The sequence below is a fragment of the Streptomyces armeniacus genome, assembly GCF_003355155.1.
In the GTDB taxonomy this organism is placed as follows: domain Bacteria; phylum Actinomycetota; class Actinomycetes; order Streptomycetales; family Streptomycetaceae; genus Streptomyces; species Streptomyces armeniacus.
The window spans coordinates 5,111,613-5,134,097 of record NZ_CP031320.1 but is presented as its reverse complement, the minus strand read 5'-3'; the positions used below and the strand labels follow the sequence as shown (position 1 = coordinate 5,134,097).

The 22,485-nt window shown below is 72.5% G+C and carries 20 protein-coding genes and 1 pseudogene; 13 read left to right on the top strand and 8 right to left on the bottom strand.

Features of this window, described 5'->3' with window-relative positions; translation table 11 throughout:
* Positions 1-8: 8 nt before the first annotated feature.
* Together DVA86_RS22390 and DVA86_RS22385 are read right to left on the bottom strand one after the other, a co-directional pair.
* Positions 9-1,529: a M14 family zinc carboxypeptidase gene (locus DVA86_RS22390; RefSeq protein WP_208880878.1), complete on the bottom strand. Its 1,521-nt coding sequence runs from the start codon at positions 1,527-1,529 to the stop codon at positions 9-11.
* A 125-nt stretch (positions 1,530-1,654) separates the two neighbouring features.
* The gene (locus DVA86_RS22385) at positions 1,655-3,250 is read right to left on the bottom strand and encodes a peptide ABC transporter substrate-binding protein (RefSeq protein ID WP_245996967.1); all 1,596 of its coding nucleotides are present in this window, start codon (positions 3,248-3,250) and stop codon (positions 1,655-1,657) included.
* Positions 3,251-3,407: 157 nt separating this feature from the next.
* On the opposite strand from DVA86_RS22385, the gene DVA86_RS36130 reads away from it, so the two are divergent.
* The 4 genes from DVA86_RS36130 (at position 3,408) to DVA86_RS22365 (ending at position 8,065) form a co-directional block, all read left to right on the top strand.
* Positions 3,408-4,502, top strand: coding sequence for a transposase (locus DVA86_RS36130; RefSeq protein ID WP_208880876.1), 1,095 nt, complete (start codon positions 3,408-3,410; stop codon positions 4,500-4,502).
* Positions 4,503-4,554: 52 nt separating this feature from the next.
* Complete coding sequence (locus DVA86_RS22375; protein WP_208880874.1) at positions 4,555-5,511, top strand: S66 peptidase family protein; 957 nt, start codon at positions 4,555-4,557, stop codon at positions 5,509-5,511.
* Between the two features lie 168 nt (positions 5,512-5,679).
* The gene (locus DVA86_RS22370; protein WP_208880872.1) at positions 5,680-6,714 is read left to right on the top strand and encodes an aldo/keto reductase; all 1,035 of its coding nucleotides are present in this window, start codon (positions 5,680-5,682) and stop codon (positions 6,712-6,714) included.
* A gap of 190 nt (positions 6,715-6,904) precedes the next feature.
* Entirely contained in the window at positions 6,905-8,065 is a 1,161-nt protein-coding gene (locus DVA86_RS22365; RefSeq protein ID WP_208880870.1) for an alkaline phosphatase PhoX, read from the top strand.
* 42 nt (positions 8,066-8,107) lie between these two features.
* Here DVA86_RS22365 and DVA86_RS22360 read toward each other — a convergent pair whose 3' ends face one another.
* A complete protein-coding gene (locus DVA86_RS22360) occupies positions 8,108-9,010 on the bottom strand; it encodes a helix-turn-helix transcriptional regulator (RefSeq protein WP_208880868.1) in 903 nt (300 codons plus the stop codon).
* Between the two features lie 96 nt (positions 9,011-9,106).
* Between DVA86_RS22360 and DVA86_RS22355 the strand changes: the two genes are divergently transcribed.
* The 4 genes from DVA86_RS22355 to DVA86_RS22340 all read left to right on the top strand — a co-directional run bounded on the left by DVA86_RS22355 (position 9,107) and on the right by DVA86_RS22340 (position 13,056).
* Positions 9,107-9,895, top strand: a complete 789-nt coding sequence (locus DVA86_RS22355; RefSeq protein WP_222623351.1) for a phytanoyl-CoA dioxygenase family protein — start codon at positions 9,107-9,109, stop codon at positions 9,893-9,895.
* A 4-nt stretch (positions 9,896-9,899) separates the two neighbouring features.
* Positions 9,900-11,177, top strand: a complete 1,278-nt coding sequence (locus tag DVA86_RS22350; RefSeq protein ID WP_208880864.1) for an ABC transporter substrate-binding protein — start codon at positions 9,900-9,902, stop codon at positions 11,175-11,177.
* A gap of 62 nt (positions 11,178-11,239) precedes the next feature.
* Complete coding sequence (locus DVA86_RS22345; protein WP_208880862.1) at positions 11,240-12,139, top strand: carbohydrate ABC transporter permease; 900 nt, start codon at positions 11,240-11,242, stop codon at positions 12,137-12,139.
* Positions 12,136-13,056 carry a carbohydrate ABC transporter permease gene (locus DVA86_RS22340; RefSeq protein WP_208880860.1) on the top strand — a complete coding sequence of 307 codons (921 nt, stop codon included), beginning with the start codon at positions 12,136-12,138 and terminating at the stop codon, positions 13,054-13,056. Before DVA86_RS22345 ends, DVA86_RS22340 begins: the two co-directional genes overlap by 4 nt.
* Before the next feature lie 37 nt (positions 13,057-13,093).
* Here the strand turns inward: DVA86_RS22340 and DVA86_RS22335 are convergent.
* Positions 13,094-13,390, bottom strand: a pseudogene (locus tag DVA86_RS22335) (hypothetical protein); the annotation flags it as partial.
* A 439-nt stretch (positions 13,391-13,829) separates the two neighbouring features.
* Here DVA86_RS22335 and DVA86_RS35975 point away from each other — a divergent pair.
* Entirely contained in the window at positions 13,830-13,958 is a 129-nt protein-coding gene (locus tag DVA86_RS35975) for a hypothetical protein (RefSeq protein WP_281279312.1), read from the top strand.
* A 256-nt stretch (positions 13,959-14,214) separates the two neighbouring features.
* Here DVA86_RS35975 and DVA86_RS22330 read toward each other — a convergent pair whose 3' ends face one another.
* Positions 14,215-15,519, bottom strand: a complete 1,305-nt coding sequence (locus DVA86_RS22330; protein ID WP_208880859.1) for an FAD-dependent oxidoreductase — start codon at positions 15,517-15,519, stop codon at positions 14,215-14,217.
* Between the two features lie 125 nt (positions 15,520-15,644).
* Here DVA86_RS22330 and DVA86_RS22325 point away from each other — a divergent pair, with 125 nt between their 5' ends.
* Positions 15,645-16,718, top strand: coding sequence for a flavin-containing monooxygenase (locus DVA86_RS22325; RefSeq protein ID WP_208880858.1), 1,074 nt, complete (start codon positions 15,645-15,647; stop codon positions 16,716-16,718).
* A 41-nt stretch (positions 16,719-16,759) separates the two neighbouring features.
* On the opposite strand, the gene arsB is transcribed toward DVA86_RS22325, so the two are convergent.
* Together arsB and DVA86_RS22315 are read right to left on the bottom strand one after the other, a co-directional pair.
* Positions 16,760-17,908 (bottom strand): ACR3 family arsenite efflux transporter, encoded by a 1,149-nt coding sequence (gene arsB / locus DVA86_RS22320; protein WP_425470903.1) that lies wholly within the window; start codon positions 17,906-17,908, stop codon positions 16,760-16,762.
* Positions 17,905-18,240 (bottom strand): ArsR/SmtB family transcription factor, encoded by a 336-nt coding sequence (locus tag DVA86_RS22315; RefSeq protein WP_208880857.1) that lies wholly within the window; start codon positions 18,238-18,240, stop codon positions 17,905-17,907. Before DVA86_RS22315 ends, arsB begins: the two co-directional genes overlap by 4 nt.
* Before the next feature lie 105 nt (positions 18,241-18,345).
* Here DVA86_RS22315 and DVA86_RS22310 point away from each other — a divergent pair, with 105 nt between their 5' ends.
* The 3 genes from DVA86_RS22310 (at position 18,346) to DVA86_RS22300 (ending at position 21,517) form a co-directional block, all read left to right on the top strand.
* The gene (locus DVA86_RS22310) at positions 18,346-18,759 is read left to right on the top strand and encodes an arsenate reductase ArsC (protein ID WP_208880856.1); all 414 of its coding nucleotides are present in this window, start codon (positions 18,346-18,348) and stop codon (positions 18,757-18,759) included.
* Between the two features lie 114 nt (positions 18,760-18,873).
* Positions 18,874-20,667, top strand: coding sequence for a sulfatase family protein (locus DVA86_RS22305; protein WP_208880855.1), 1,794 nt, complete (start codon positions 18,874-18,876; stop codon positions 20,665-20,667).
* A gap of 82 nt (positions 20,668-20,749) precedes the next feature.
* The gene (locus DVA86_RS22300; RefSeq protein WP_245997717.1) at positions 20,750-21,517 is read left to right on the top strand and encodes an aminoglycoside adenylyltransferase family protein; all 768 of its coding nucleotides are present in this window, start codon (positions 20,750-20,752) and stop codon (positions 21,515-21,517) included.
* A 35-nt stretch (positions 21,518-21,552) separates the two neighbouring features.
* On the opposite strand, the gene DVA86_RS22295 is transcribed toward DVA86_RS22300, so the two are convergent.
* Positions 21,553-22,458, bottom strand: coding sequence for a substrate-binding domain-containing protein (locus DVA86_RS22295; protein WP_208880853.1), 906 nt, complete (start codon positions 22,456-22,458; stop codon positions 21,553-21,555).
* Between the last annotated feature and the right edge of the window lie 27 nt (positions 22,459-22,485).

The following is a 22,485-nucleotide window of genomic DNA, read 5'->3' as shown; positions in this document are numbered from 1 at the left end:
CCCTCCCTCTACGTGCGGTCGGCGGGTTCCGGCGCGGGCGCGCCGCCCGGCATGGAGTGGTCGGCGGCGGCCAGCAGCGCGGCGTACTGCACCCCGGCCAGGGTCGCGATGGGCAGCGGATCACCCGTCACGGGCGCGGCCTCCGCCTCCCACACGGCATAGACTTCGAGCAGTTCGGTGTGGCAGGCGCGTACCTCGGGGCTCGCGGTGCCCGCCGTGATCTCGGCGCCCAGCGCGCGCAGCAGCATGCCGCCGACGCGTACGCGGAAGCAGTGCACGGAGTGCCGGCAGGCGTAGCGCTCGGAGACGGTCGCGGGCCGGTCGGGCAGCCCTTCGGCGCGGCTGGTCTCCAGGTCGGCGATCTTGGTCAGGGAGGGTACGAAGTCCCGTACGGCGGCCAGGAACGGCGTTGGGAGCGTCAGCTGCGGCGCCGCCGTGTCGAGGAGCCGTCCCAGCACCTCCCCGGTGGCGCGGAAGCCCTCGGCACGCTCGCGGATGACGTCGGCGTGGCGCTCCCGTACGGGGGTCTCGTCGTCGGCCTCCGGGTGCGACCAGTGCGGGACCTCGGTGACGAAGTAGAAGGTGCCGTACGGCTCGGCGTAGGCGGCGCTGGAGGCGCCGGCGATCTCGTCGGCCGGGTCGGCGCCGAGGCTGTCCAGATAGTCGTAGGCGTCCCGCATGTCGATGCAGCCGTAGACGGACGGGGCGTAGCGCGGCGCGTGCGCCGCCTCGGGCTCGCCGGTGGCCAGCGGGATGCCGGCGGCGGTGGGGATGGCCTCCAGCAGGGGGTAGAGCTCGGGTGAGGGACGGTTGAGGTAGTAGTAGACGCCGCCCGCCTCGCAGTTGTGCAGTGTGGTGAGGAAGCGTGGCCGGGTGGCGTCGATCAGCCGCATCAGGGCGAACGTCTCGGGCAGCACGCGGTCGAAGTACGCGTCCCTGTAGGCGAACGGGAACGTCCACTCGACCTGTCTGTCGCCCGGCGGGCGGTAGAAGTGGCGGCCGTAGAGCCGCTTGTCGGCGGGGGAGTGGAACCAGCCCTCGTTCAGCCGGGCGCCGTCCGGGTCGATGCACGGCACGATGTCCCACACACCGCCGAAGTGCTCCCGCAGCGCGTCGTCCTCGCACAGCGCGGTCGCCAGGTGCAGGGCGGTGACGGCACCGACGGGCTCGTTGGGGTGGACGCCGCCCACGACGACGTAGTGGGGCGGCGCCTCGCCGTCGGCCGTACGGGCGGCGCTGCCGCGGTCAGTTTCGTCGGCACCCGCACGGTCGGTGGCGCTGTCGGCGCGTACGGTGAAGCACGGCAGCGGCTCGCCCAGGGTCGAGGTGCCGATACGCCGCTCACCGACCCGTTCGGGATACCGCGTGGCCAGCGCGCGGAAACCGGCCAGGAGTTCGTCCACGCCCGGATACGCGTCCGTGTGCGGCACGGTCGCCACACGCTCGATCCAGGGCCGCAGCGCGGCTGGAACGTCCGCCGCCGCGTGGTCCCGGGGTGCGGGGGTGGACTGGGATGCGGCTGGTGCCATGAGAGTTCGTTCTCCTGAATGCGGGGCGGTGGGACGGGCCGCGGTCCGCTCCCGCGGCGGGAGCGGACCGCGGCCGGATCAGCCGGGCGCCGGCCGGGCGGGCTCACGCGCCGCCGGCCGGCCGGTCACTCGATGACGCGCAGCCGGTCGAGTTCGAGGTCGGCCGGGCCGATCACGACGTTCGAGATGCGCTCGGTGGTGACGTAGACGTAGGTGCCGTAGAAGAGCGGGACGACGGGGAAGTCCTCCAGGATGCGTTCCTGCGCCTTGTTGTAGAGCTTCTCGGACTCCTCGGTCACGGTGCTGGCGTCCGCGCGGCGCAGCAGCGAGTCCACCTCGGGCTCGCTGTAGTAGCTGCACGCGTAGCAGTCCCCGGCCTTGGTGAAGATGCTCCGCAGCGTGTTCTGCATGCTGGGGTACAGGGCGCCCCAGTGGCCGTGGTAAGGGCCGTTGATCTTCTTGGCCATGGCCTTCTCGCTGAACTCCGCGAAGTCGGCGGTCGGCCGGGCGGTGACGTTGTCGATGCGCAGGTTCTGCCGGATCTGGTTGGCGACCGCCTTGTAGAGTTCGTCGAAGCCCAGGCCGCCCGGGTAGGTGATGACCATCGGGCCGGACCAGCCGCCGGCCGCCGCGAGCTCCTTCCGCGCCTCCTTCGGGTCGAAGGTGCACTCGTCGCAGACGTCCGTCTTGGCGCCCACCTCAGCGGGCGGGGTGAGGGACGTGGCCGGTTCGTAGAGCCCGCCGTACATCGTGTTGTTGACCGCGTCCCGGTCGATCGCCATGGAGATCGCCTTGCGCAGGCCCGGCTTCTGGTACCGCTCGTCGTACAGCGGAAGGCTGATGAACTCCAGAGAGGGAGCCTGGTACGAGTACACCCGGCCCGCGAAGTCGGTCTTGGTCTGGGAGTACTTGTTGACCGGGGCCTGGAGCACGTCCACGGTGCCGGCCTGCGCGTCGGTGTACGCGTCGGTGTACGCGGTGGCCAGATCCGTATAGCTCCTGAAGTCGAGGTGGGACGTGAGGGGCTTCTGCCCCTGGTAGTCGCCGTACGCGCTGGCCGTGGCGCCCTTGTTCTTCTCCCACTCACCGTCCAGCTTGTACGGGCCGTTGCCCGCGGGCTTCCGGTCGAAAGCGGCCGGATCCTCGTACGCGGCCTTCGGGAGCGGGTAGAACCCCACCTGGTTCGAGGTGAGTTGCAGCGGGAACTGGCTGTCCGGGTTGGCGAGGGTGACCTTCAGGGTGGTCTCGTTCACGACCTTGACGCCGGAGAGCTTGTCGGTCTTCGGCTTGCCCTTCGCGGGGTTCAGCGCGTCGTAGCCCTCGATGTTCGCCAACTGGCCGTTTGCGGCCCAGGCGTTGGGGCCGTACGCCGTCTTGTTCCACGCGTCGGCGTAGCTCTGGGCGGTCACCGCCTCGCCGTTGTGGAACTTCCAGCCCGAACGCAGGTGGATCGTCCAGTTCTTGGAGTCCTCCGACTCGACGGACCTGGCCTGGACGTACGTGAGGCCACCGTGCTCGTCCGCCTTGACGAGAGGGGCGAACAGCGCGCGTATCCCCTCCAGCCCGACCGTGCTGCGGCCGGGCGTGAGATGGTCGGGCTCACCGACGGCGACCGTGATGGTCGACGCGGCACCACTGTCCTCGCCGCCGGCGCAACCGGTGAGGAGTAACGCGAGGGCCGTGAGCGCTGGAATAACCTTCGGCATGCTTGTTTTGCGCACGACGTCTCCCTGTTCAGCGGCGCGTGGGGGATTGACCCGGAACGGTGGAGGCAGTCCACCGGGGCGTAGGCAGGATGCTTGCGTTGCGCGGGGAGGTGTGTCAATAAAGAGCTTCAAACTTTTTAACTGATATGAAAAGTTACCTTAGGGGAAGCGGATGAGTGGCGACGTATCGGGCGAAACGGCCCGCGGTGAGGGTGGTTTCGACCGCGAGACGTTCGTCGAGGAGATGGGCCTGCTGTGGGAGGCGGTGGGCAGCGGCCGCATGGACGGCCGGATCATCGCCTACCTGCTGATCACGGACGTCCCGTATGTGTCGTCCGCACAGCTCGCCGGCGCGCTGCGGGTCAGCGCCGGGTCCATCTCACTGGCGACGCGGCGGCTGGCCGAGGCCGGCTTTCTCAAACGGCACGCGGTGCCGGGTGAGCGCTCGCGCTACTTCCGCGTGGACGACGACGTGTGGGGCAGTTTCCTCGCGGGCGAGCGCCGCTACCTGGACCAGCAGCAGCACCTCGCCGAACAGGCCCTCGCGCTCCTCGGCCCCGACGAGGAGGCGCCGCGGCGGCGGCTGCGCAACATGCGCGACTACATGCGGTGGATCCGCGGCAGCCACCGCGACCTGCTCGCGCGGTGGCGTGCGTATCAGCGGGAGTCGCTTCAGTCGCCCACGGACGACTCGGTGCCGCCGGGCGCGGCCGCGTCCGCGGCCGTCGCCGCGGCTTCGGCTCCGGCTTCGGCTCCGACTTCGGCTGAGACGGCCGAAGCGGGCGAGGCCGCCGGGGCCGCCGGGGCCGCTGCCGACCTGCCTGACGAACCGCGGCGCATGAAGACGACGCTGAGCCCCGTACTGGCGCGGCACTTGCTGCCCGACGCGCTCTGGCAGGCGGCGGAGCCGCTGCTCATCCCCGCCTCCCCCGCCTCCCCGGCCGCCCCGGCCGCCCCGGCGGGGCGCGGCGGCGGGCCCCGCCGGGACCGCGGGCCGGACCGGGGGCGCGCGGATCTGACGGCGGTCGTCTACGTGCTGACCTCCGGCTGCGGCTGGCAGCAGCTGCCCGACCACTTCGGCCTCGCACCCGCCACCGCGCACCGCCGCTTCACGGCGTGGAGCGGCGCGGGCTTCTGGCGGCACTGGCTCGACGCGGTCACCGCCGGCACGGCGGCCACCTCGGCGGAGGTGGACTGGTGCGCGGAGATCGTCAAGGCGGCGGAAACCCGCCGCCAAGTCACCACAACCCGCCGCCCCGACGCCTAGGGTCTGTTGCGAGTGGATCTCGGCCATCGGTGATCACGCGCAGAATCGTCGGATGGATGACCACCAGAATCCGCTCTCGTTGAGGGCGCCGCGCCTGCGGCCCGGCGATCAGGTGCGGATCGTTGCTCCTGCCTGTCCGCCGGGCCGGGAAGAAGTCGACCGGGGGGTTCAACTGCTCACCTCCTGGGGCCTTCGGGCCGAGCTGGGCGAGCACGTCTTCGATCAGTGGGGTTACATGGCAGGCCGCGACGAGGACCGTGTTTTCGACCTGAACGCGGCGTTTCGCGATCCGGCCGTCCGCGCCGTGATCGCCGCCCGCGGTGGCAAAGGCGCCTACCGCATCGTCGACGACCTCGACACAGATGCCCTCAGACGTGACCCGAAGCCGGTCGTCGGCTTCAGCGACATCACCCACCTCCACCTCGCGCTGTGGTCACGATGCCGTCTGGCTTCACTCCACGGCCCCTTCGTCAAACGCGACGACACCTACACCGGGCCCGCCTCCGCCGAGTCCCTGCGCCGCGCGCTGATGACCACCGGCCCGGTCACCCTCCACCGCGACCCGTCCGAGGCCACCGCGGACGTCACCGTGGAGGGCACAGCGACGGGCGTCCTGATAGGCGGCAACCTCGACGCGATCCGCACGGAGACCGGAGCCGGCCTGCCCAGCCTGCGCGGGGCGATCCTCTTCCTCGAACACCAGAGAGGAACCGGGCTGGGCGAGGTCGACCGCGCGCTGACCCAGCTCACCCGCTCCCGGGCGCTCGACGGTGTGCGTGGCGTCGCCCTCGGCCAGTTCCTGGGCTTCGAAAGCGATGCCGACGATCCGACGCTGGGCGGATGGGGCATCCATGATGTCCTGCGCGACCGACTGGCCCCTCTCGGTGTTCCAGTCCTGGGCGGTCTCCCTGCCGGGCACGGCAACAACCCGCCGACGATCCCCCTTGGTGTCCAGGCGACGATCGACACCGCCACGGGAACGCTGACCGTCCTCTCGGCCGTCGTCTAGGGGCCGCGTGTTGTGAAGGTGCCGGTCACAGCGGTTCGTTGAGGACGGACCTCGGCCACGGGATGGCCGCGCTGGGGCACCGGCCCGGGTCGGTGATCTGTCGTCGTCGTACGGGACAACTACCGTTGTCCCGTACGACGGAGCGACAGCGGGAACGGGGGGGCAGCGATGCGTACCGCAGCGCTCGGCCGCAGCGGCGTCCAGGTCACCGCGCTCGGCTTCGGGGCCGCGTCGATCGCCGGGCTCTACGCGCCCGTGGACGAGGACACCGCCGCGGCCACCGTCGAGGCGGCCTGGGACGCCGGCGTCCGCTACTTCGACACCGCGCCGCACTACGGACTCGGCCTGTCCGAACGGCGGTTGGGCGCGGCACTGCGCGGCCGGCCCCGGGACGCGTACACCGTGTCCACCAAGGTGGGGCGGCTGCTGGAGCCGTACGGGACGGGCGCGGCGCTGCCGGGCGACCTCGAGGGCGACCTCGAAGGCGACCTCGCCCACGGCTTCGCCGTGCCCGCGACCCACCGCCGCGTATGGGACTTCAGCGCCGACGGAGTGCGCCGCTCGCTGGAGGCGAGCCTGGCGCGGCTCGGCCTGGACCGGATCGACGTGGCGCTGCTACACGACCCGGACGACCACGGCGAGCAGGCGTTCCGCGAGGCGTACCCGGCGCTGGAGCGGCTGCGCGCCGAAGGCGTGGTGCGGGCCATCGGCGCGGGCATGAACCAGACCGCGATGCTGGCCCGCTTCCTCACCGACACCGACGTGGACGCGGTGCTCTGCGCCGGCCGCTACACCCTCCTCGAACAGCCCGCGCTCGACGCGCTGCTGCCCGCGGCCGCCGCGCGCGGCAAGAGCGTCGTCATCGGCGGCGTCTTCAACTCCGGTCTGCTGGCCGACCCTTCGCCCGACGCCACGTACGACTACGCCGCGGCACCCCCGCACCTGCGGGAACGGGCCCTGCGCATGCGCCGCGCCACCGAGGCGTACGGCATCCCGCTGCGCGCCGCCGCGCTCCACTTCCCGTTCGGCCACCCGGCCGTGGCGAGCGTGCTGGCCGGCGCGCGGTCCCCGGCGGAGATACGGGACGCGGCGGCCCTGCTCGGCACGCCCGTCCCGGCGCCGGTGTGGCAGCGCCTGCGCGCGGACGCCCCGCTGCCGGACCACGTGCCCGTACCGGGACCCGTGCCGGGGGAGCAACCCTGACCCGTACCGGGGAGCAACCCTGACCGTACGGGCGCGGGCGACCGACGTACGTCCCGGCGCGCGCAAGCGCCGTACGTCCCGGCGCCGTTCACCGTCCCGTGGCTGGGCGGGGCGGCGTGGTGCGGCTACCTTCGGGGGGACCTGGCCCGCCCCCTGTCCGCTCAGGACACCCCGTTCGGGAGGAACAGCCGTGGATCGTCGCACCCTGCTCCGCAGCGCAGTCGTCGGGACCGGCGCGGTGGCCTTCGGGTTCACCATGACCCGTACGTCCCTGGCCTATCCGGCGAAGTCCGGACCGAGCCCGTACGGCCCGCTCCAGGCGGCCGACGCCAACGGGATCATGCTCTCCGCCGGCTTCACCAGCCGGGTGATCGCCCGTTCCGGCCGGACCGTCCCCGGCACCTCGTACACCTGGCACGGCGCCCCCGACGGCGGCGCCTGCTTCGCCGACTCCGCCGGGGACGGCTGGATCTACGTCTCCAACGCCGAACTCGGCAGCGGTACCGGCGGCGCGAGCGCCCTGCGGTTCTCCGGCGGCGGCGAGGTCACGGACGCGTACCGCATCCTGTCCGGCACCACCCGCAACTGCGCGGGCGGCGCCACCCCCTGGCAGACCTGGCTGTCCTGCGAGGAGACCACCCGCGGCCACGTCTACGAGACCGACCCCACCGGCGCCGGGGACGCCGTACGCCGGGACGCCATGGGCCGCTTCCAGCACGAGGCCGCCGCCTGCGACCCGGACCTGCACGTCGTCTACCTCACCGAGGACGAGCCGGACGGCGCCTTCTACCGCTTCGTGCCCGGCAGCTGGGGTTCGCTCGACGCCGGTGTCCTCCAGGTGCTGACCGAGAGCGACGGCACGCTGAGCTGGGCCGACGTCCCCGACCCCGCCGCCTCGGGCGGTACGCAGACCCGCGACCAGGTGCCCGGCACCAAGCGGTTCGACGGCGGCGAGGGCTGCTACTACCGCGACGGCACCTGCTTCTTCACCACCAAGGGCGACAACCGCGTGTGGGCGTACGAGACAGGGCCCGGCACCCTCGTCCTCGCGTACGACGACAACCTCACCGACAGCCCGCCGCTCACCGGTGTCGACAACATCACGGGCGCCGCTGCGGGCGACCTGTACGTCGCCGAGGACGGCGGGAACATGGAGATCTGCCTCATCACCCCCGACGACATCGTGGCGCCCTTCCTGCGGATCACCGGGCAGAGCGGCTCGGAGATCTGCGGGCCCGCGTTCAGCCCGGCGGGCGACCGGCTGTACTTCTCCTCGCAGCGCGGCACCAGCGGCTCCAGCAGCGGCGGCATCACGTACGAGGTGACCGGCCCGTTCCGGAGCGCCGCCTGACACCCCAGACCGCCTGACGCCTGACGACCGCAGGAAGACCGTTTACGACTGCCGCTCCGCCGGGCCGCTGTTCCGCGGGACGAACGCCTCCCAGGCCCGGCGGCGGTACTCACGCGGCGGGATGCCGTGCACCGTGCGGAAGCAGCGCGTGAAGTACGACTGGCTGGCGAAGCCGCACTGCTGGGCGACCGCCGTCACCGGCTCCGAGGTGGCGGTGAGCAGTTCGGCCGCCCGCTGGAGCCGCAGTTCGGTGACGAACGCGGTGGGCGTCGTCTGGTGGTGCGTGCGCATGCTGCGTGACAGGTGCGCCGGGCTGACGCCCGCCAGGCGCAGCATCGCGGGCACGCCTGCCCGCAGGTTCTCCTCCTGCCGCATGGCCGTGCACACGGCGGTGAGCCACGCCGGGCGGCCCGCGGCGCCCGGGTCCGTGCCGCGGCCGTCCGCGTCGCCTAGCAGTTCGGCGAGGTCCGTCCAGAACCGCATCGCGTCGAGCATGGCCGGCCGGGGGTGGTAGCGGGTCAGCGCCCGCTGGAAGATCTCGGCGGCGCGCTCGGCCGTACGGTCGGCGCGGTCCGCGAGCCGCCAGTGCGGCGGCGCCGCCGACTCGTTCCACTCCTCGGCCGCCTCGAAGCCCGCCAGGTCCACGAAGCCGCGCCAGAGGGCGGCGGGGAAGGCCACGTTCACGAAGTGCATGCCGACCGGTGCGAGCCCCTGCAGCGCGTGCCGGTCGTGGGGCCGTGCCAGCGCCACGTCGCCCGCCCGCAACTCCTGTGAGCAGTCCGGCAGAAGATGCCTGCCGTGCCCGGAGACGACCGCCATGAACTCGAAGAAGTCGGCGTGCCCGTGCGGCTCCGAGGCCTGCGAGCGGAACGGCTGCACCACGAACGCGGCGTGGTACGGCCGCCCCGGCGCATGGTCGGCGAACTGGAGCAGTTCCGTGGTCACATCAACACCGTACAAAAAACTGCAAGGAGACTGCTATCCCTCACCCGCCGCCCGGCCCAGCATGGAAGCCGTTGCCAAGGCCGTCGAGGAGGAACTGTGTCCACGACAGAGGTGGTCGGACAGCGCGCCCGTGACGAGTACGAGCGCGACGGTTACACGATCTTCCGGGACGTCATCGATCCCGGTCTCATCAACGAGGTGCACGGACACGTCGAGTGGCTGGGGCGGCAGCACCCGGAGGTGCGGCCCGAGCAGCTGGGGCACGAGTTCCTGCGCGACGACCCGTTCTGGGTGCGGCTGGTGTCGGACGAACGGCTGCTCGCCATCGCAGAGTTGTTCGTCGGCCCGGACATCGCGCTGTTCGCCTCGCACTACATCAGCAAGTCCGCGCACTCCGGGCAGCCCGTCCTCTGGCACCAGGACAGCGCGTTCTGGCCGCTCGACCCGATGCGGGTGGTGACGCTGTGGCTCGCCGTGGACCACTCCACGCCGGAGAACGGCTGCCTGCGCGTGATCCCGGGCAGCCACCGCCAGCCGGTCGCCGCCGTGCAGGACAACACCGAGGTGGCGAACGTGCTCGGGCAGGAGATCGCCGTGGACGTGGACGAGTCCGCCGCCGTCGACATCGTGCTGCGGCCCGGCGACGTCGAGGTGCACCACCCCAACATCGTGCACGGCAGCGAGGCCAACACCTCGCCGCACCGGCGCTGCGGCCTCACCATCCGCTACATCCCCACCTCCACCCGTATCACCGCCCCGGAGCAGCCCTACCCCAGCGCGTTCTGGCTGCGCGGCGACCCGGGCCGGGCCAACACGTACCAGCCCCCGCCCGTCTACTCGCCCGACCGGCATTACCCGTTCCGTGACGCCGCGTCCTGGAGCTGACGCGGTGCGCGGGCGTCGTCCACGGCCCGTACGGGGCGCGGTGTCCGTATGGGCCGCGGTGCTCGCCCTGTGCGCCGCCGCCGCGCTCAGCGGCTGCCTCGCGCAGGGCGCGGGTGACCGGAACACCCTGCGTGTCTGGGTGGTCGAGGCGCCCACGCCGCAGATCTCCGGCGGCTACACGGCGCTCGCCGACGACTTCGAACGGCGCCACCCGGGCGTACGGGTCGAGCTGACCGAGATCCCGTACCAGCTCTACCGCGACAAGCTGATGCTCGCCGTGCAGGGCGGCACCGGCCCGGACGTGATGGTGCTGGACCAGATCTGGACGCCCGAGTTCGCCGCCGCCGGACTCATCGAGGCCCTGGACCGGGACATCCGCGCGGCGGGCATGCGTGGCGGCGACTTCTTCGCCGGCGCGTGGGCGTCCAACCGCTGGCGGGACCGGAGCTGGGGCGTGCCGTTCAACGTCGGCGTGTGGGAGCGGATGTACTACAACGCCGACCTGTTCCGCCGTGCCGGACTCGACCCCGACCGGCCCCCGCGCACCTGGAAGCAGTGGCTGGCGGCGGCCGGACGCGTCGACCGGCTGCCGGACGCCTCCGGCGTCGGGCTGATCGGCTGCCGGGACGAGGCCGCGTCCGTCCTCACCGACTCGCTGCTGTACTCGGCGGGCGGCCGTGTTGTCTCCGACGGCCGCGCCGTCTTCGACTCCCCGGCGAACCGCCGCGCGTTCACCCTCTACCAGCGGCTGTCCCGGCACGCCCCGAGCGGCGCGGCCAGCGCGTGCAGCGACGACACCCTCGCCCACTTCACCGCCGGGCGTACGGGCATGCTGCTGGACGGCGGCTGGCAGCAGCCCGCGATCGAGGAGTCGGCGCGCTTCGACTGGCGGGTGACGACACCGCCCGCGCCCGAGGGGCGTGCGTTCACCGGCGCGCTCGGCGGCTGGAACATGGCCGTCGGCACGGGCGCGCGCGACCGCGAACTCGCCTTCGGCTTCGTACGGCTGGCCACGACGTCGCCCACGCACCAGACGGCCGCCAACGACTCCGTGCCCGCGCTGCGCGCGGCCGGCGAGGCGTTCGTACGGAAGAACCACCGGCACCCTGGGGAGCTGCTGCGGATGCTGGCCGAGGGCCGGCCGCGGCCCGTCGTCCCCGTCTACAACGCGGTCTCCCGGGCCCAGCAGGACGCCGTACAGGCGATCCTCGGCGGCGCGGACGTGGCCGGTGCGCTCGCGGAGGCCGAGAAGGCGATGCAGCGGGCGATCGACCAGGAGTGAGCAGAGTGACGAGGAGCGAGCAGGAGCGGCCGAGAACGACCAGGAACGGAAGGAGCGCGAGCGTGGTCCGCAGGCTTGGCGCCGCACGGCGCAGGGAGACGCTGCTGCGGCTGGCCTGCCTGGCCCCGGCGGCCGTACTGCTGCTGACGCTGGTGGCATGGCCGGTGCTGAACGTCTGCTGGCGCAGCCTCACCCACAGCAGCCTCATCCACCCCGAGCCGCGCTTCGTCGGACTGGCGAACTTCACCGAGGCGTTCGACAGCCCGTCCTTCCGTACGGTGCTGGGGAACACGGCCGTGTGGACGCTGGCGGTTGTGGCCCTGCAGTTCCTGCTGGGCATGGCGGCGGCGGTGCTGCTGAGCAGGCGGTTCCACGGACGGGGGCTGCTGCGGGCCCTGCTGGTGGTGCCCTGGGTGATGCCCGGGATCGTCGCGGGACTCATCTGGAAGATGCTCGAGGACCCGTACGTGGGCCCGGTCAACGCGCTGCTGGGAGCCGTCGGCCTGGTGGACGGCAACCCGGCCTGGCTGGGGCAGGAGAGCACGTCGCTGCTCGGCGTGATCGTGGCGGCGACGTGGAAGGGCTTCCCGATCTCCGCCGTGATGTATCTGGCCGCGTACCAGGCCGTGCCCGAGGAGCAGCGCGAGGCCGCCAGGGTGGACGGGGCGCGCGGCTGGCAGGTGTTCTGGCACGTCACCCTGCCCGGCATGGCGCCGACGATCATCACGACCGTACTGCTCACCACCGTGTGGACGTTCAACAGCTTCGACATGATCTACGTGATGACGAAGGGCGGGCCCGGCGTGTCCAGCGAAGTGCTCTCCAGCTACATCTACCGGACCGCCTTCCTGGACGTGGACCACGGCTCCGCCTCCGCGTACGGGGTGGTGTCGGTCGCGGTGCTCGCGGTCTTCTCGGTCCTCTACCTGCGCCAGGTGCGGCGCGTCGGGGAACTCCGGTGAGCGCGGCGGTGCGGGGCGACACCCCCGTACGGGACACGGAGACCGTACGGCCTGCCCGCCCCGTACGGTCCGCGCGGCCCGTACGGGTCGTTCTGCGGGCGTGGGGCCGTTCGGCCGGGCTGCACGTGGCGGCGCTGGCGCTGGCGGTCTTCCTGTGCGGCCCGTTCGCCTGGATGGTGCTGACCGCGATGAAGTCCCCGGCGGACATCTTCGCCACGCCCCCGGTCTGGTGGCCGCACGAACTGACGCTGCACAACTTCGTCTCCGCCGCACGCAACGACTTCCTGCACTCCCTGGCCAACAGCGCCGTGGTCTGCGCGGGCACCACCGTGCTGTGCATGCTGCTGGCGCTGACCGCCTGCTATCCGCTGACCCGGCCCGGCCTGCGCGGCCGTTCGGGCGTGCTCGGCGTGATCCTCGTGTCCCAGCTGCTGCCGCACGCCGTCCTGCTGGTGCCGGTGTATCGGCTGGCCGGCGACCTCGGGATGCTGAACACCCGGTGGGGCCTGATGCTCGCGATGCTCGCGTTCAACCTGCCCGTCGGCATCTGGCTGCTGCGCGGCTTCCTGTCGGCGGTGCCGTTCGCGGTGGAGGAGGCGGCGCGTATCGACGGGCTGTCGCAGTTCCGCGCGTACTGGACCGTGGGCGTGCCGCTGGCGCTGCCCGGGGTGCTGGCGGTGACGGTGTACGTGTTCTTCACCTCGTGGCAGGAGTTCGTCTTCGCCATGGTCTTCCTCACCGACCCGGAGCAGAGCACCACGCCTCTGGCGCTGCTCGGCTTCATCGGCCAGCACTCGGTCGACTGGGGCCTGCTGATGGGCGCTTCGACGCTGACGATGATCCCGGTGCTGCTGCTGTTCGTCCTCGTGCACCGGCATCTGCTGGGCGGCCTGACGGCGGGCGCGGTGAAGGACTGACCGGAGTGTGGGCGTACGCGCGCGGCGGCGCGTGCCGTCAGAGGCGCTTCGCGCTGCGCAGCCCCTTCGCGTAGTAGCCGTTGCCGTCCAGGCGGGCGTCGCCGCGCTTGTCGCCGAACGTGGGGCCGTTGGCCTCCTCACGGCTGGAGATGAACCGCGGATAGCCCTCCGCGTCGAGGCCCATGTACATCCCGACGTGGTCCAGGCGGTCGCCCGTACGCGGGTCGATCTCGAAGAACACCAGGTCACCCGGCTGGAGCCGGCCCAGCGACGCCGGCCGCTCCCCGCTCAGCCCGAGGACGGGGACGCCGAGGCCGCTGCGGGCCAGCCGGTTCTACCTCCAGTGCCCGCCCGACGACCAGTCCGGCGCCTGGCCCGACGCCCGCGTGTGGGACGCGCTGCGCACCCGGCTCGCGGATCCCGGCCTGGTGCCGGGCGCGGTCACCGAACGCGAGGTGTCCCGGCTGCGCAGCCTCGTCCTCGACTCCGTACGGGAGCGCGACGACACGGGCCTCCGTACGTACTCGCAGCGCTGCCTGCGCCGCCACCCTCCGTGGACCGTTCCACCGCGGCCTGGCCCGTGCCCGGCTCGACCGCCTCTTCTGCCCGCCGGCGGCCGCGCGCGCGTTCGCGGAGCTGACGGCGGGTGTGGACCCGGCGCCGCAGGGGCGTTGAACGGCTTCGGCTAGTGCTGTGACCGGGAAGGTTCACCGGGTTCGGGAGCGGTGAGGGACTGGACGAGCCGTGTGCACTGGGCGTGAGAGGATCACGCCGTGACCATCCACCTGCATGACTTCGACGGCGAGCACTCGTTGACGTTGGATGCTGGCGGCCTGACTGCCGATGCCGTCCGCGACATCATTGCCCGTGCGGAGGATTCGGGCTTCGAGTTCGACGACTAATGCTGTGACCTCGCGGGTTGAGCGGGGCCAGGCAGCGGCCTGCCGCCCCAGCGGAGACCTCGTTCGCTGCGGACGTGTGCGCGTTCGCGGCGTTGGGCGGCCAGGACGTCGGGGTGGCGGGCGTTCTGGTTGCGCCAGCGCAGGTAGGCGTGCAGGGCCCGGGTGGTGGTGCCACCCCGCCTCCCCTGCTGGTTGGAAGCGACATCGCTGCCAACCAGCACAACGAGCAACCCGGTGAACCTATGCGGTCACAGCACTAGCAGCAGCCGCCCGCGTTCTCCGGTTGCCCGGCGGCGGGGTCGTCGAAGAGGCCGGAGCCGCCGCACACGCCGGTGTCGGCGAGGACCAACTCCACGCGCCCGGCGGCCTCGTGGTCGCCCGCGAGGGCGGCGGCGATGGAGCGGACCTGTTCGTAGCCGGTCATGGCCAGGAACGTGGGGGCGCGGCCGTAACTCTTCATGCCGGCGAGATAGACGTCCTGCTCCGGGTGGGCCAGCTCCTTGGCGCCGTGCGGATAGACGGTGCCGCACGAGTGCTGGTTGGGGTCGATGAGGGGGGCGAGCGCCACCGGGGCCTGGAGGCGTTCGTCGAGGCCGAGGCGGAGTTCGGACAGGAAGGACAGGTCGGGGCGGAGACCGGTGAGCGCGATGACCTCGTCCACGGGGTCGAGGCGGCGGCCGTCCTCGGCGACGAGGACCAGCCGTTCGCCGCTTGCCTCGACGGCGGCGGTGCGGAAGCCGGTGACGGCGTCGGCGTGGCCGTCGTCCACGGCGGCCTTCGCGGCGAGGCCGAGCGCGCCGCGCGCGGGCAGCTGGTCGGCGGTGCCGCCGCCGAAGGTGGAGGCGCCGATGCCGCGCCGCAGGACCCACACGGCGTGTGTGCCCGGCGCCTCCCCGGCGAGTCGGGCCAGCTGGGCGAGGGCGGTGAAGGCGGAGGCGCCGGAGCCGATGACGGCGGTGCGGCGGCCCGCGTAACGGGCGCGTACGGCCGGGTCGTCGAGGTCGGGGACGCGGTACGAGATCCGGGCGGACGCCGCCTGCTCGCCGAGCGCGGGCAGGCCGTCGCCGCCGAGCGGTGAGGGGGTGGCCCAGGTGCCGGAGGCGTCCACGACGGCGCGGGCGGTGAGGCGTTCGCCGCGGCCGTCGGCGTGCCGGAGGTGGACGGTGAACGGCTGCGCCGCGCGGTCGGCGTCCACGATGCGGTCGCGTCCGGTGCGGGAGACGCCGGTGACCGTGGCGCCGTAGAGCACGCGGTGGCCGAGGGCGTCGGCGAGCGGCTGGAGGTACCGCTGGGCCCAGTCCGCGCCGGAGGGGTAGGCGGCGCCGTCGGGCGGGGTCCAGCCGGTGGGTGCGAGCAGCTTCTCCGCGGCGGGGTCGACCAGCTCGGACCAGGTGGAGAACAGCCGTACGTGACCCCATTCGCGTACGGCGCTCCCGGCGGCCGGTCCGGCCTCCAGGACCAGGGGTTCGATGCCGCGCTCCAGGAGGTGGGCGGCGGCGGCGAGGCCGATCGGGCCTGCTCCGATCACCACGGTGGGCGGGGCGGTGGTGGGCGCGTTCACGAGGACTCCCGGCTGTGTGGATGTGTGGCCTGTGCGGCTTGTGGCTGTGGCTTGTGGAGACAGCCTCGCACCTGTATTGATAGACGTCAACATAGACATCTATCGAATCAGTGTGGGAGTGTGCGATGAGGGAAGAGTTCGACGTCGCGGTGATCGGCGGCGGCCAGTCTGGGCTGGCCGCCGCGAGCGCTGCGCTGGGGGAGGGGCTGCGGCCGGTGGTGCTGGAGGCCGCCGGTCGCCCGGCGGGGTCGTGGCCGCGCTACTACGACAGCCTCACCCTCTTCTCGCCCGCCCGGCACAGCGCGCTGCCCGGCCTGCCGTTCGGCGGCGACGGCGACCGCCACCCGCACCGCGACGAGGTCGTCGACTACCTCACGGGTTACGCGGCACGCCTGGACGTGGAGATCCGTACGCACACCCGCGTGACGAGCGTGGAGTCCGACGGCGACGGCTTCGTGCTGCGTACGGGCGACGGGCGCGCCCTCGCCGCGGCCGGAGTCGTCGCGGCCACCGGCGCCTTCGACAACCCGCTGCTGCCCGACCTCCCCGGTGCGCGCGACTTCACCGGCGAACTGCTGCACGCCGCCGGCTACCGCAACCCCGCGCCGTACGCGGGCAAGCGCGTCGTCGTGGTCGGCGGCGGGAACTCCGCCGTCCAGATCGGCCACGAACTGGCCGCCGTCGCAGACGTGACCCTCGCCAGCCGCAGTCCGCTGCGGTTCCTGCCGCAGCTGCGCGAGGGCCGCGACCTGCACCACTGGCTGACGACGGCGGGCTTCGACCAACTGCCCGCCGCGTGGCTCACCTTCGTCGGCGGCACCCTCGTCCTGGACGACGGCCGCTACCGGAAGGCCCTGGAGACGGGCCGGCTGGTACGGCGGCCGATGTTCGCCGCGCTCGAGGGCGACGCGGTCGTCTGGTCCGACGGCACCCGGGAACGCGTCGACACGGTGCTGCTCGCCACCGGCTACCGCCCCAGCCTCGACTGCCTGCGGCCGCTCGGCGCGCTGGACGCCGACGGCGCCCCGCTGCACACCGGCGGCCTCTCCCTCACCACTCCCGGACTCGCCTTCCTGGGCCTGGAGTTGCAGCGCTCCTTCGCCTCGAACACCCTGCGCGGGGTGAGCCGGGACGCCGCGTACGTACTGCCGCCGCTCGCCGCGCACGTACGCAAGGCCCCGGCCGCGGCGGGGTTCTGACGCCCGCGGCCGGTGGCTGACGCTGCCGGGCGGCCCGGTGGCTAACCGGGCTGCCCGCTGAACTTGCGGCGCCAGGCGAGTGACACGTACACCAGCCCCACCAGGACGGGCACCTCGATGAGCGGGCCCACCACCCCGGACAGCGCCTGGCCGCTGGTGACGCCGAAAGTGGCGATGGCGACGGCGATGGCCAGTTCGAAGTTGTTCCCGGCGGCGGTGAAGGCGAGCGTCGCGGTGCGGTCGTACGTGAGGCCGATCGCCTTGCCCAGCGCGAACGAGCCGAACCACATCAGCGCGAAGTAGACCAGCAGCGGCAGCGCGATCCGGGCCACGTCCAGCGGCTGCGAGGTGATCGTCTTCCCCTGCAGCGCGAAGAGGAGGACGATCGTGAACAGCAGCCCGTACAGCGCGAACGGGCCGATACGCGGCAGGAACCGCTCCTCGTACGCCTCCCTGCCGAGCTTCTTCTCGCCGATGCGGCGGGTCAGGAAGCCCGCGAGGAGCGGTACGCCGAGGAAGATGACGACGTTGAGGGCGATCTTCCACATGGAGATGTCGAGCCGTTCGCCCTCGCCGAGGCCGAGCCAGCCGGGCAGCAGGTCGAGATAGAACCAGCCGAGCAGCCCGAAGACCAGCACCTGGAACACGGAGTTGAGCGCGACCAGTACGGCCGCCGCCTCGCGGTCGCCGCAGGCCAGGTCGTTCCAGATGATCACCATGGCGATGCAGCGGGCGAGGCCGACGATGATCAGCCCGGTGCGGTATTCGGGCAGGTCGGCGAGGAAGATCCAGGCGAGCGCGAACATGACGGCGGGCCCGAGCAGCCAGTTGATGACCAGCGAGGAGACCATGAGCCGGCGGTCGCCGGTGACCGCGTCGAGCTTGTCGTAGCGGACCTTGGCGAGCACCGGGTACATCATGATCAGCAGGCCGGCGGCGATCGGCAGCGAGATGCCGCCGATCTCCACCTTCGCCAGCGCGTCGTTGAGGCCGGGGATCACACGGCCGAGGCCGAGGCCGAGCGCCATCGCGGCGAGAATCCACACCGCCAGGAAGCGGTCGAGGGTGGAGAGCCGGGCCACGACGCCCCGGTCCGGGTCACCGGCGGGACCGCCGCCGCCCGTGGAAGGGGCGGGCGTCGGGGACTTCGAGGGTCTGGCGGGCGTGGCGGCGGATTCCGTGCTGGTCACGGGCAGGGCCTCTTCCGGTCGGTCGCTGTGGTCGTACGGGCGGTCTCGGCCAGCGCCGTGAAGGCGCCGGCGATGGCGGTGAGGACGTCCGGGCGCAGCCTGTAGTACGTGAACCGGCCGCACGGCTCGGTCTCCACGACGCCCGCCTCGCGCAGCACCCGCAGGTGGTTGGAGAGGTTGGTCTGCCGCGCACCGGTCTCCGCCACGAGGTGGGTGGTGCACAGCGTCTCGTGGGCGAGCAGCGTCACGATCCGGAGCCTGAGCGGGTCGGCGAGGACGCGGACGAGGTCCGCGTCCGGCGTGATCAGTTCAGTCTTGGCTGACGTCATCATGGGCTGATACTGTCACATCAGCGCCGCGTGATGCCAGCCGCCGCCCCTGGCGGCTCCGGTACGGCGCGGTCCCCGGTGAAGCGGCCCCGACGAAAGAGAACGCTCATGCCCGACAAGCCGTCCGTCCTCTTCGTGTGCGTCCACAACGCGGGCCGTTCCCAGATGGCCGCCGCCTGGCTGACCCATCTCGCCGGAGACCGGGTGGAGGTGCGCTCCGCGGGCTCCGCCCCCGCGGACCGGGTCAACCCGGCCGTCGTGGAGGCGATGCGCGAGGTCGGCGTCGACATCACCGCGGAGACGCCGAAGGTGCTCACCGCGGACGCCGTGCGGGCGTCCGACGTGTGCGTGACGATGGGCTGCGGCGACGCCTGCCCGGTCTTCCCCGGAAAGCGGTATCTGGACTGGGAGTTGACGGACCCGGCGGGCCAGGGCGTGGCGGCCGTACGGCCCATCCGCGACGAGATCCGCGAGCGGATCGAGGGCCTGATCGCCGAGATCGCACCGGAGCCCGCCACGTAGCGGCGCCGGACGCGGGCGCCCCGGCTGTCCCGTGGCGCGGGCGGCCGGTCCGTACGCAGCGAGTTCCCACTCCTTTCCCACCAAGTTCCCACGCTCTCCTGTGAATCTGTCCGGATGGACACGCAAAGCATGACGGTGGGGCTGCGCTTCCGGCGGGGCACGGGGGGCCGGTCGAGGATCCTGGTGGCGATGGCCGCCGTGCTCGCACTGGTCGCGTGCGGGATCGCCGGCGAGCGGTACGGGTGGGCCGGGCTCGGCGAGGACGAGGACGGGGCGGGTGCGAACCGGAAGCCCAACGTTGTAATGATCATGACGGACGACCAGTGGCTGGAGTCCGTACGCGTGATGGACCGCACGCGCGAGATCTTCGGCGACGGGGGAGTGGAGTTCGAGAAGTACTACCCGTCGATGCCGCTGTGCTGCCCTTCGCGGTCGACGTTCCTCAGCGGCCAGTTCGCGCACAACAACGGCGTACGGCACAACTCCTCGCCGCTCGGCGGCTACGCGAAGCTCGACGACGGGAACACGCTGCCGGTCTGGATGCAGAAGGCGGGCTACGCGACCTCGCACATCGGCAAGTACCCGAACGGCTACGGCCACGAGGACCCCAAGGACGTGCCGCCCGGCTGGGACGAGTGGCGCGGCTCGGTGGACCCGTCGACGTACCGGATGTGGGGGTACCGGCTCAACGAGAACGGCAAGCTCAAGACGTACGGGAGCCCGGAGGTCGAGGACCCGAAGCTGTACCAGACGGACGTGTACCGCGACAAAGCCGCCGACTTCATCGAGCGCAAGTCGGCGGAGGGCAAGCCGTTCTTCCTGGACGTGGCGTTCCTGGCGCCGCACGGGGAGCTCCTCGGCGGGAAGAAGAAGGGCGGCGCGAAGGGCAGCAAGAAGGGCGCGGCGGGGGACGGCGCGGCGGGGGGCGGCGCCGCGAAGGACGGCGCCGCGAACGAGGCGGACCGGCCGCAGGTCGGCCCCGCGCCCCGGCCCGCGCCGCGCCACGAGGGCGAGTTCGCCGACGAGCCGCTGCCCGGCACGCCCGCGTACGGCGAGGAGGACATGTCCGACAAGCCCGCGTTCCTGCGCGACTACCCCGACCTGGACGAGGAGACCAAGCAGGAGATCACTGACAGCTACCGCGGGCGGCTGGAGTCGCTGCTCGCCGTAGACGAAGCCGTCGGGAAGATCGTGTCGACACTGCGCGAGGCGGGCCAGCTCGACAACACGTACCTCCTCTTCGCCTCGGACAACGGCTTCTTCTTCGGCGAGCACGGCATCCCCACCGGGAAGTTCCTGCCGCACGAGGCGTCGGGGCACGTGCCGATGATGATGCGCGGGCCCGGCATCGAGGGCGGCACCGCGTCGAAGGAACTGAGCAGCAACGTCGACCTCGCCGCGACGATCGCCGACATCGGCGGCGCCAAGCCGGGGCTCGCGCTCGACGGGCGGTCCCTGCTGCCGTACGCGCGCGACCCGCGCCGGCACACCGACCGGCCGATCCTGCACGAGGCGGCCGAGGGCGCGCGGCCCAAGCCGGTGCCCGAGGGCGGCCCGGCGTCCGGGGGCGACGCCGAGTCCGGACGGCGCGCCGCCGAGGGCGACCTGGACCAGGACGGCGAGGCGTCGCCCGGCAAGACCAAGAAGCGCAAGCCCAAGTACGGGCAGGTGTACTCGGCGGCGTACGAGTCGATCCGTACGGAGCGGTATCTGTACGTGCGCTACGTCCAGGGCGGCCGGGAGCTGTACGACCTCGAGAAGGATCCGCACGAGCTGAGTTCGAAGCACGACGACCCCGCGTACGCGGACGTGCGCAAGGGGCTGGAGAAGGCGCTGCGGACGCTCCAGGGGTGCGCGGGCGAGGAATGCAACAAGGAGGCGGGGAAGCTGCCCGAGCCCGAGGGGTGACGCTCCCGGGGGCCCCGGCGGCGTACGGGAAACCCGGATGCGGCGCCCCGGGGCGGGCACGGAGACTGGGGCAATGGAGGCAATGGAGGCGACGGAGCAGACACAGCAGATCGTGCGGCTGGTCGACGACGTGCTCGGCCCGGAGGTCATCGGCATGTACCTGCACGGCTCCGCCGTGCTCGGCGGCCTCCGGCCGGCCAGCGACCTCGACGTCCTCGTCATCACCCGGCGCGGCATGGACGGCCCGGAGCGGCGGGCGCTCCTCGACGGGCTGTTCCCGCTCTCCGGCTCCGCGCACGCGGCCCGCCCTGTCGAACTCACCGTCGTCGTCCAGTCCGAGGTCCGCCCCTGGCGGTACCCTCCGGCCGGCGACTTCCTGTACGGCGAGTGGATGCGCGACGAACTGGCCGCAGGCGGGCCGCCGCAGCCCGAACCGATGCCGGACCTGGCCCTGCTGCTCACGATGGTGCTCGCCGGCGACCACCCCCTCGCCGGACCGACTCCGGCGCGGGTGCTCGACCCCGTACCGCACGCGGACCTCGTACGGGCGAGCGTGGCCGGCATCCCCGGACTGCTCCACGACCTGGACGACGACACCCGCAACGTCGTACTGACCCTCGCCCGCGTCTGGACCACCCTGGCCACCGGCGAGATCCGGACCAAGGACGCCGCCGCCGACTGGGCCCTCGGCCGGCTCCCGCCGGAACACCGGCCCGTGCTGCGGCACGCCAGGGACCTGTACCTCAACCGCCGCTACTCGGAGGAGAGCTGGAGCGACGAGCTCAGGGCGCGGGTGCGCCCGCACGTGGATCAGGTGCTCGCCGGCATCGACGGGCTCACGCCCCGCTGAGCCGTGACGCTCACCCGGACCCTCACCCGGGGCCGTCACGGGGCGAGTTCGCGTCCCTTCCGCTCCACGGCGCGCGCGACCGCGTCGAGGAAGTCGCTGATCGCGCGCGACGTACAGGGCAGTTCGGGGTTCCACGGGACGACGGCCGCCCTCGTACGCACGCTGCGCCAGCCCGCGACGCTCTCCAGCTCCGTGACGGGCACGGCGTTGCTGCGGACGTCCGTCAGCACGACGTCCGGGTCGAGTGCGGCCACCTCGTCCCAGCCGAGCGTGGCCCAGTTGGCGCCGGGGCCCTCCACGTCCGGCAGCCGCAGCCCCGCCTCCGCGAGCTCCTGCAGATCCGGCCACGCGCCGGGCCGGGCCACGTGCGCCCGCTCGGGGTCCGCGGGCGAGAGCGCCAGCACCCGTACGTGCGCGGCGCGCCGGGCCACCGTACGCAGCCGGCTCGCGCTGAGCTGTTCCGCCTCGGCGTCGGCCGCGCCCGTGCCGCCGTGGCCGCCGCCCGTGCCGAGGGCACGGGCCAGTTCGCCGAACCGGTCCCGTACGGACAGGAGCCGGTGCCCGGGGCCCACGGCGAGGGCGACCGTGGGCACGGCGGCCTCCAACTCCTCGACGACGCCCGGCTCGACGCCGTACACCCGCGTGCCGTCGTACGTCACCGAGACGAACAGGTCCGGCTCGGCGGCGAGCACCGCCGGGGCGGTCAGATCCGTGCCGGCGCCGAGGTACGCGACGTCCGCCGAGGACAGGCCGTCAGCCTTCACCGGGTCGAGGCCGTCTTTGTCGTGCGGGGAGCCGTAGATGCCCGCCACAGTGACGCCCAGGTGCTGCAGGGCCGCCGCCGCCGCCGGTACGTAGGCGACGATGCGGCGCGGTCTCCGGGGGGCCGTCACCTCGCGTCCGCGGTCGTCCCGGAAGGTCCAGAAGCTGTCTGTGTCCATGTCTCCCGCCCGCCTTCGGGTACGCGG

Excerpts from the sequence above, each read along its gene's own strand:
- DVA86_RS22390 (WP_208880878.1), bottom strand. The coding sequence starts at position 1,529 with ATGGCACCAGCCGCATCCCAGTCCACCCCCGCACCCCGGGACCACGCG.
- DVA86_RS36130 (WP_208880876.1), top strand. The coding sequence starts at position 3,408 with ATGAGTGGCGACGTATCGGGCGAAACGGCCCGCGGTGAGGGTGGTTTC.
- DVA86_RS22375 (WP_208880874.1), top strand. The coding sequence starts at position 4,555 with ATGGATGACCACCAGAATCCGCTCTCGTTGAGGGCGCCGCGCCTGCGG.
- DVA86_RS22370 (WP_208880872.1), top strand. The coding sequence starts at position 5,680 with ATGCGTACCGCAGCGCTCGGCCGCAGCGGCGTCCAGGTCACCGCGCTC.
- DVA86_RS22325 (WP_208880858.1), top strand. The coding sequence starts at position 15,645 with ATGAGGGAAGAGTTCGACGTCGCGGTGATCGGCGGCGGCCAGTCTGGG.
- DVA86_RS22315 (WP_208880857.1), bottom strand. The coding sequence starts at position 18,240 with ATGATGACGTCAGCCAAGACTGAACTGATCACGCCGGACGCGGACCTC.
- DVA86_RS22310 (WP_208880856.1), top strand. The coding sequence starts at position 18,346 with ATGCCCGACAAGCCGTCCGTCCTCTTCGTGTGCGTCCACAACGCGGGC.
- DVA86_RS22305 (WP_208880855.1), top strand. The coding sequence starts at position 18,874 with ATGGACACGCAAAGCATGACGGTGGGGCTGCGCTTCCGGCGGGGCACG.
- DVA86_RS22300 (WP_245997717.1), top strand. The coding sequence starts at position 20,750 with ATGGAGGCGACGGAGCAGACACAGCAGATCGTGCGGCTGGTCGACGAC.
- DVA86_RS22295 (WP_208880853.1), bottom strand. The coding sequence starts at position 22,458 with ATGGACACAGACAGCTTCTGGACCTTCCGGGACGACCGCGGACGCGAG.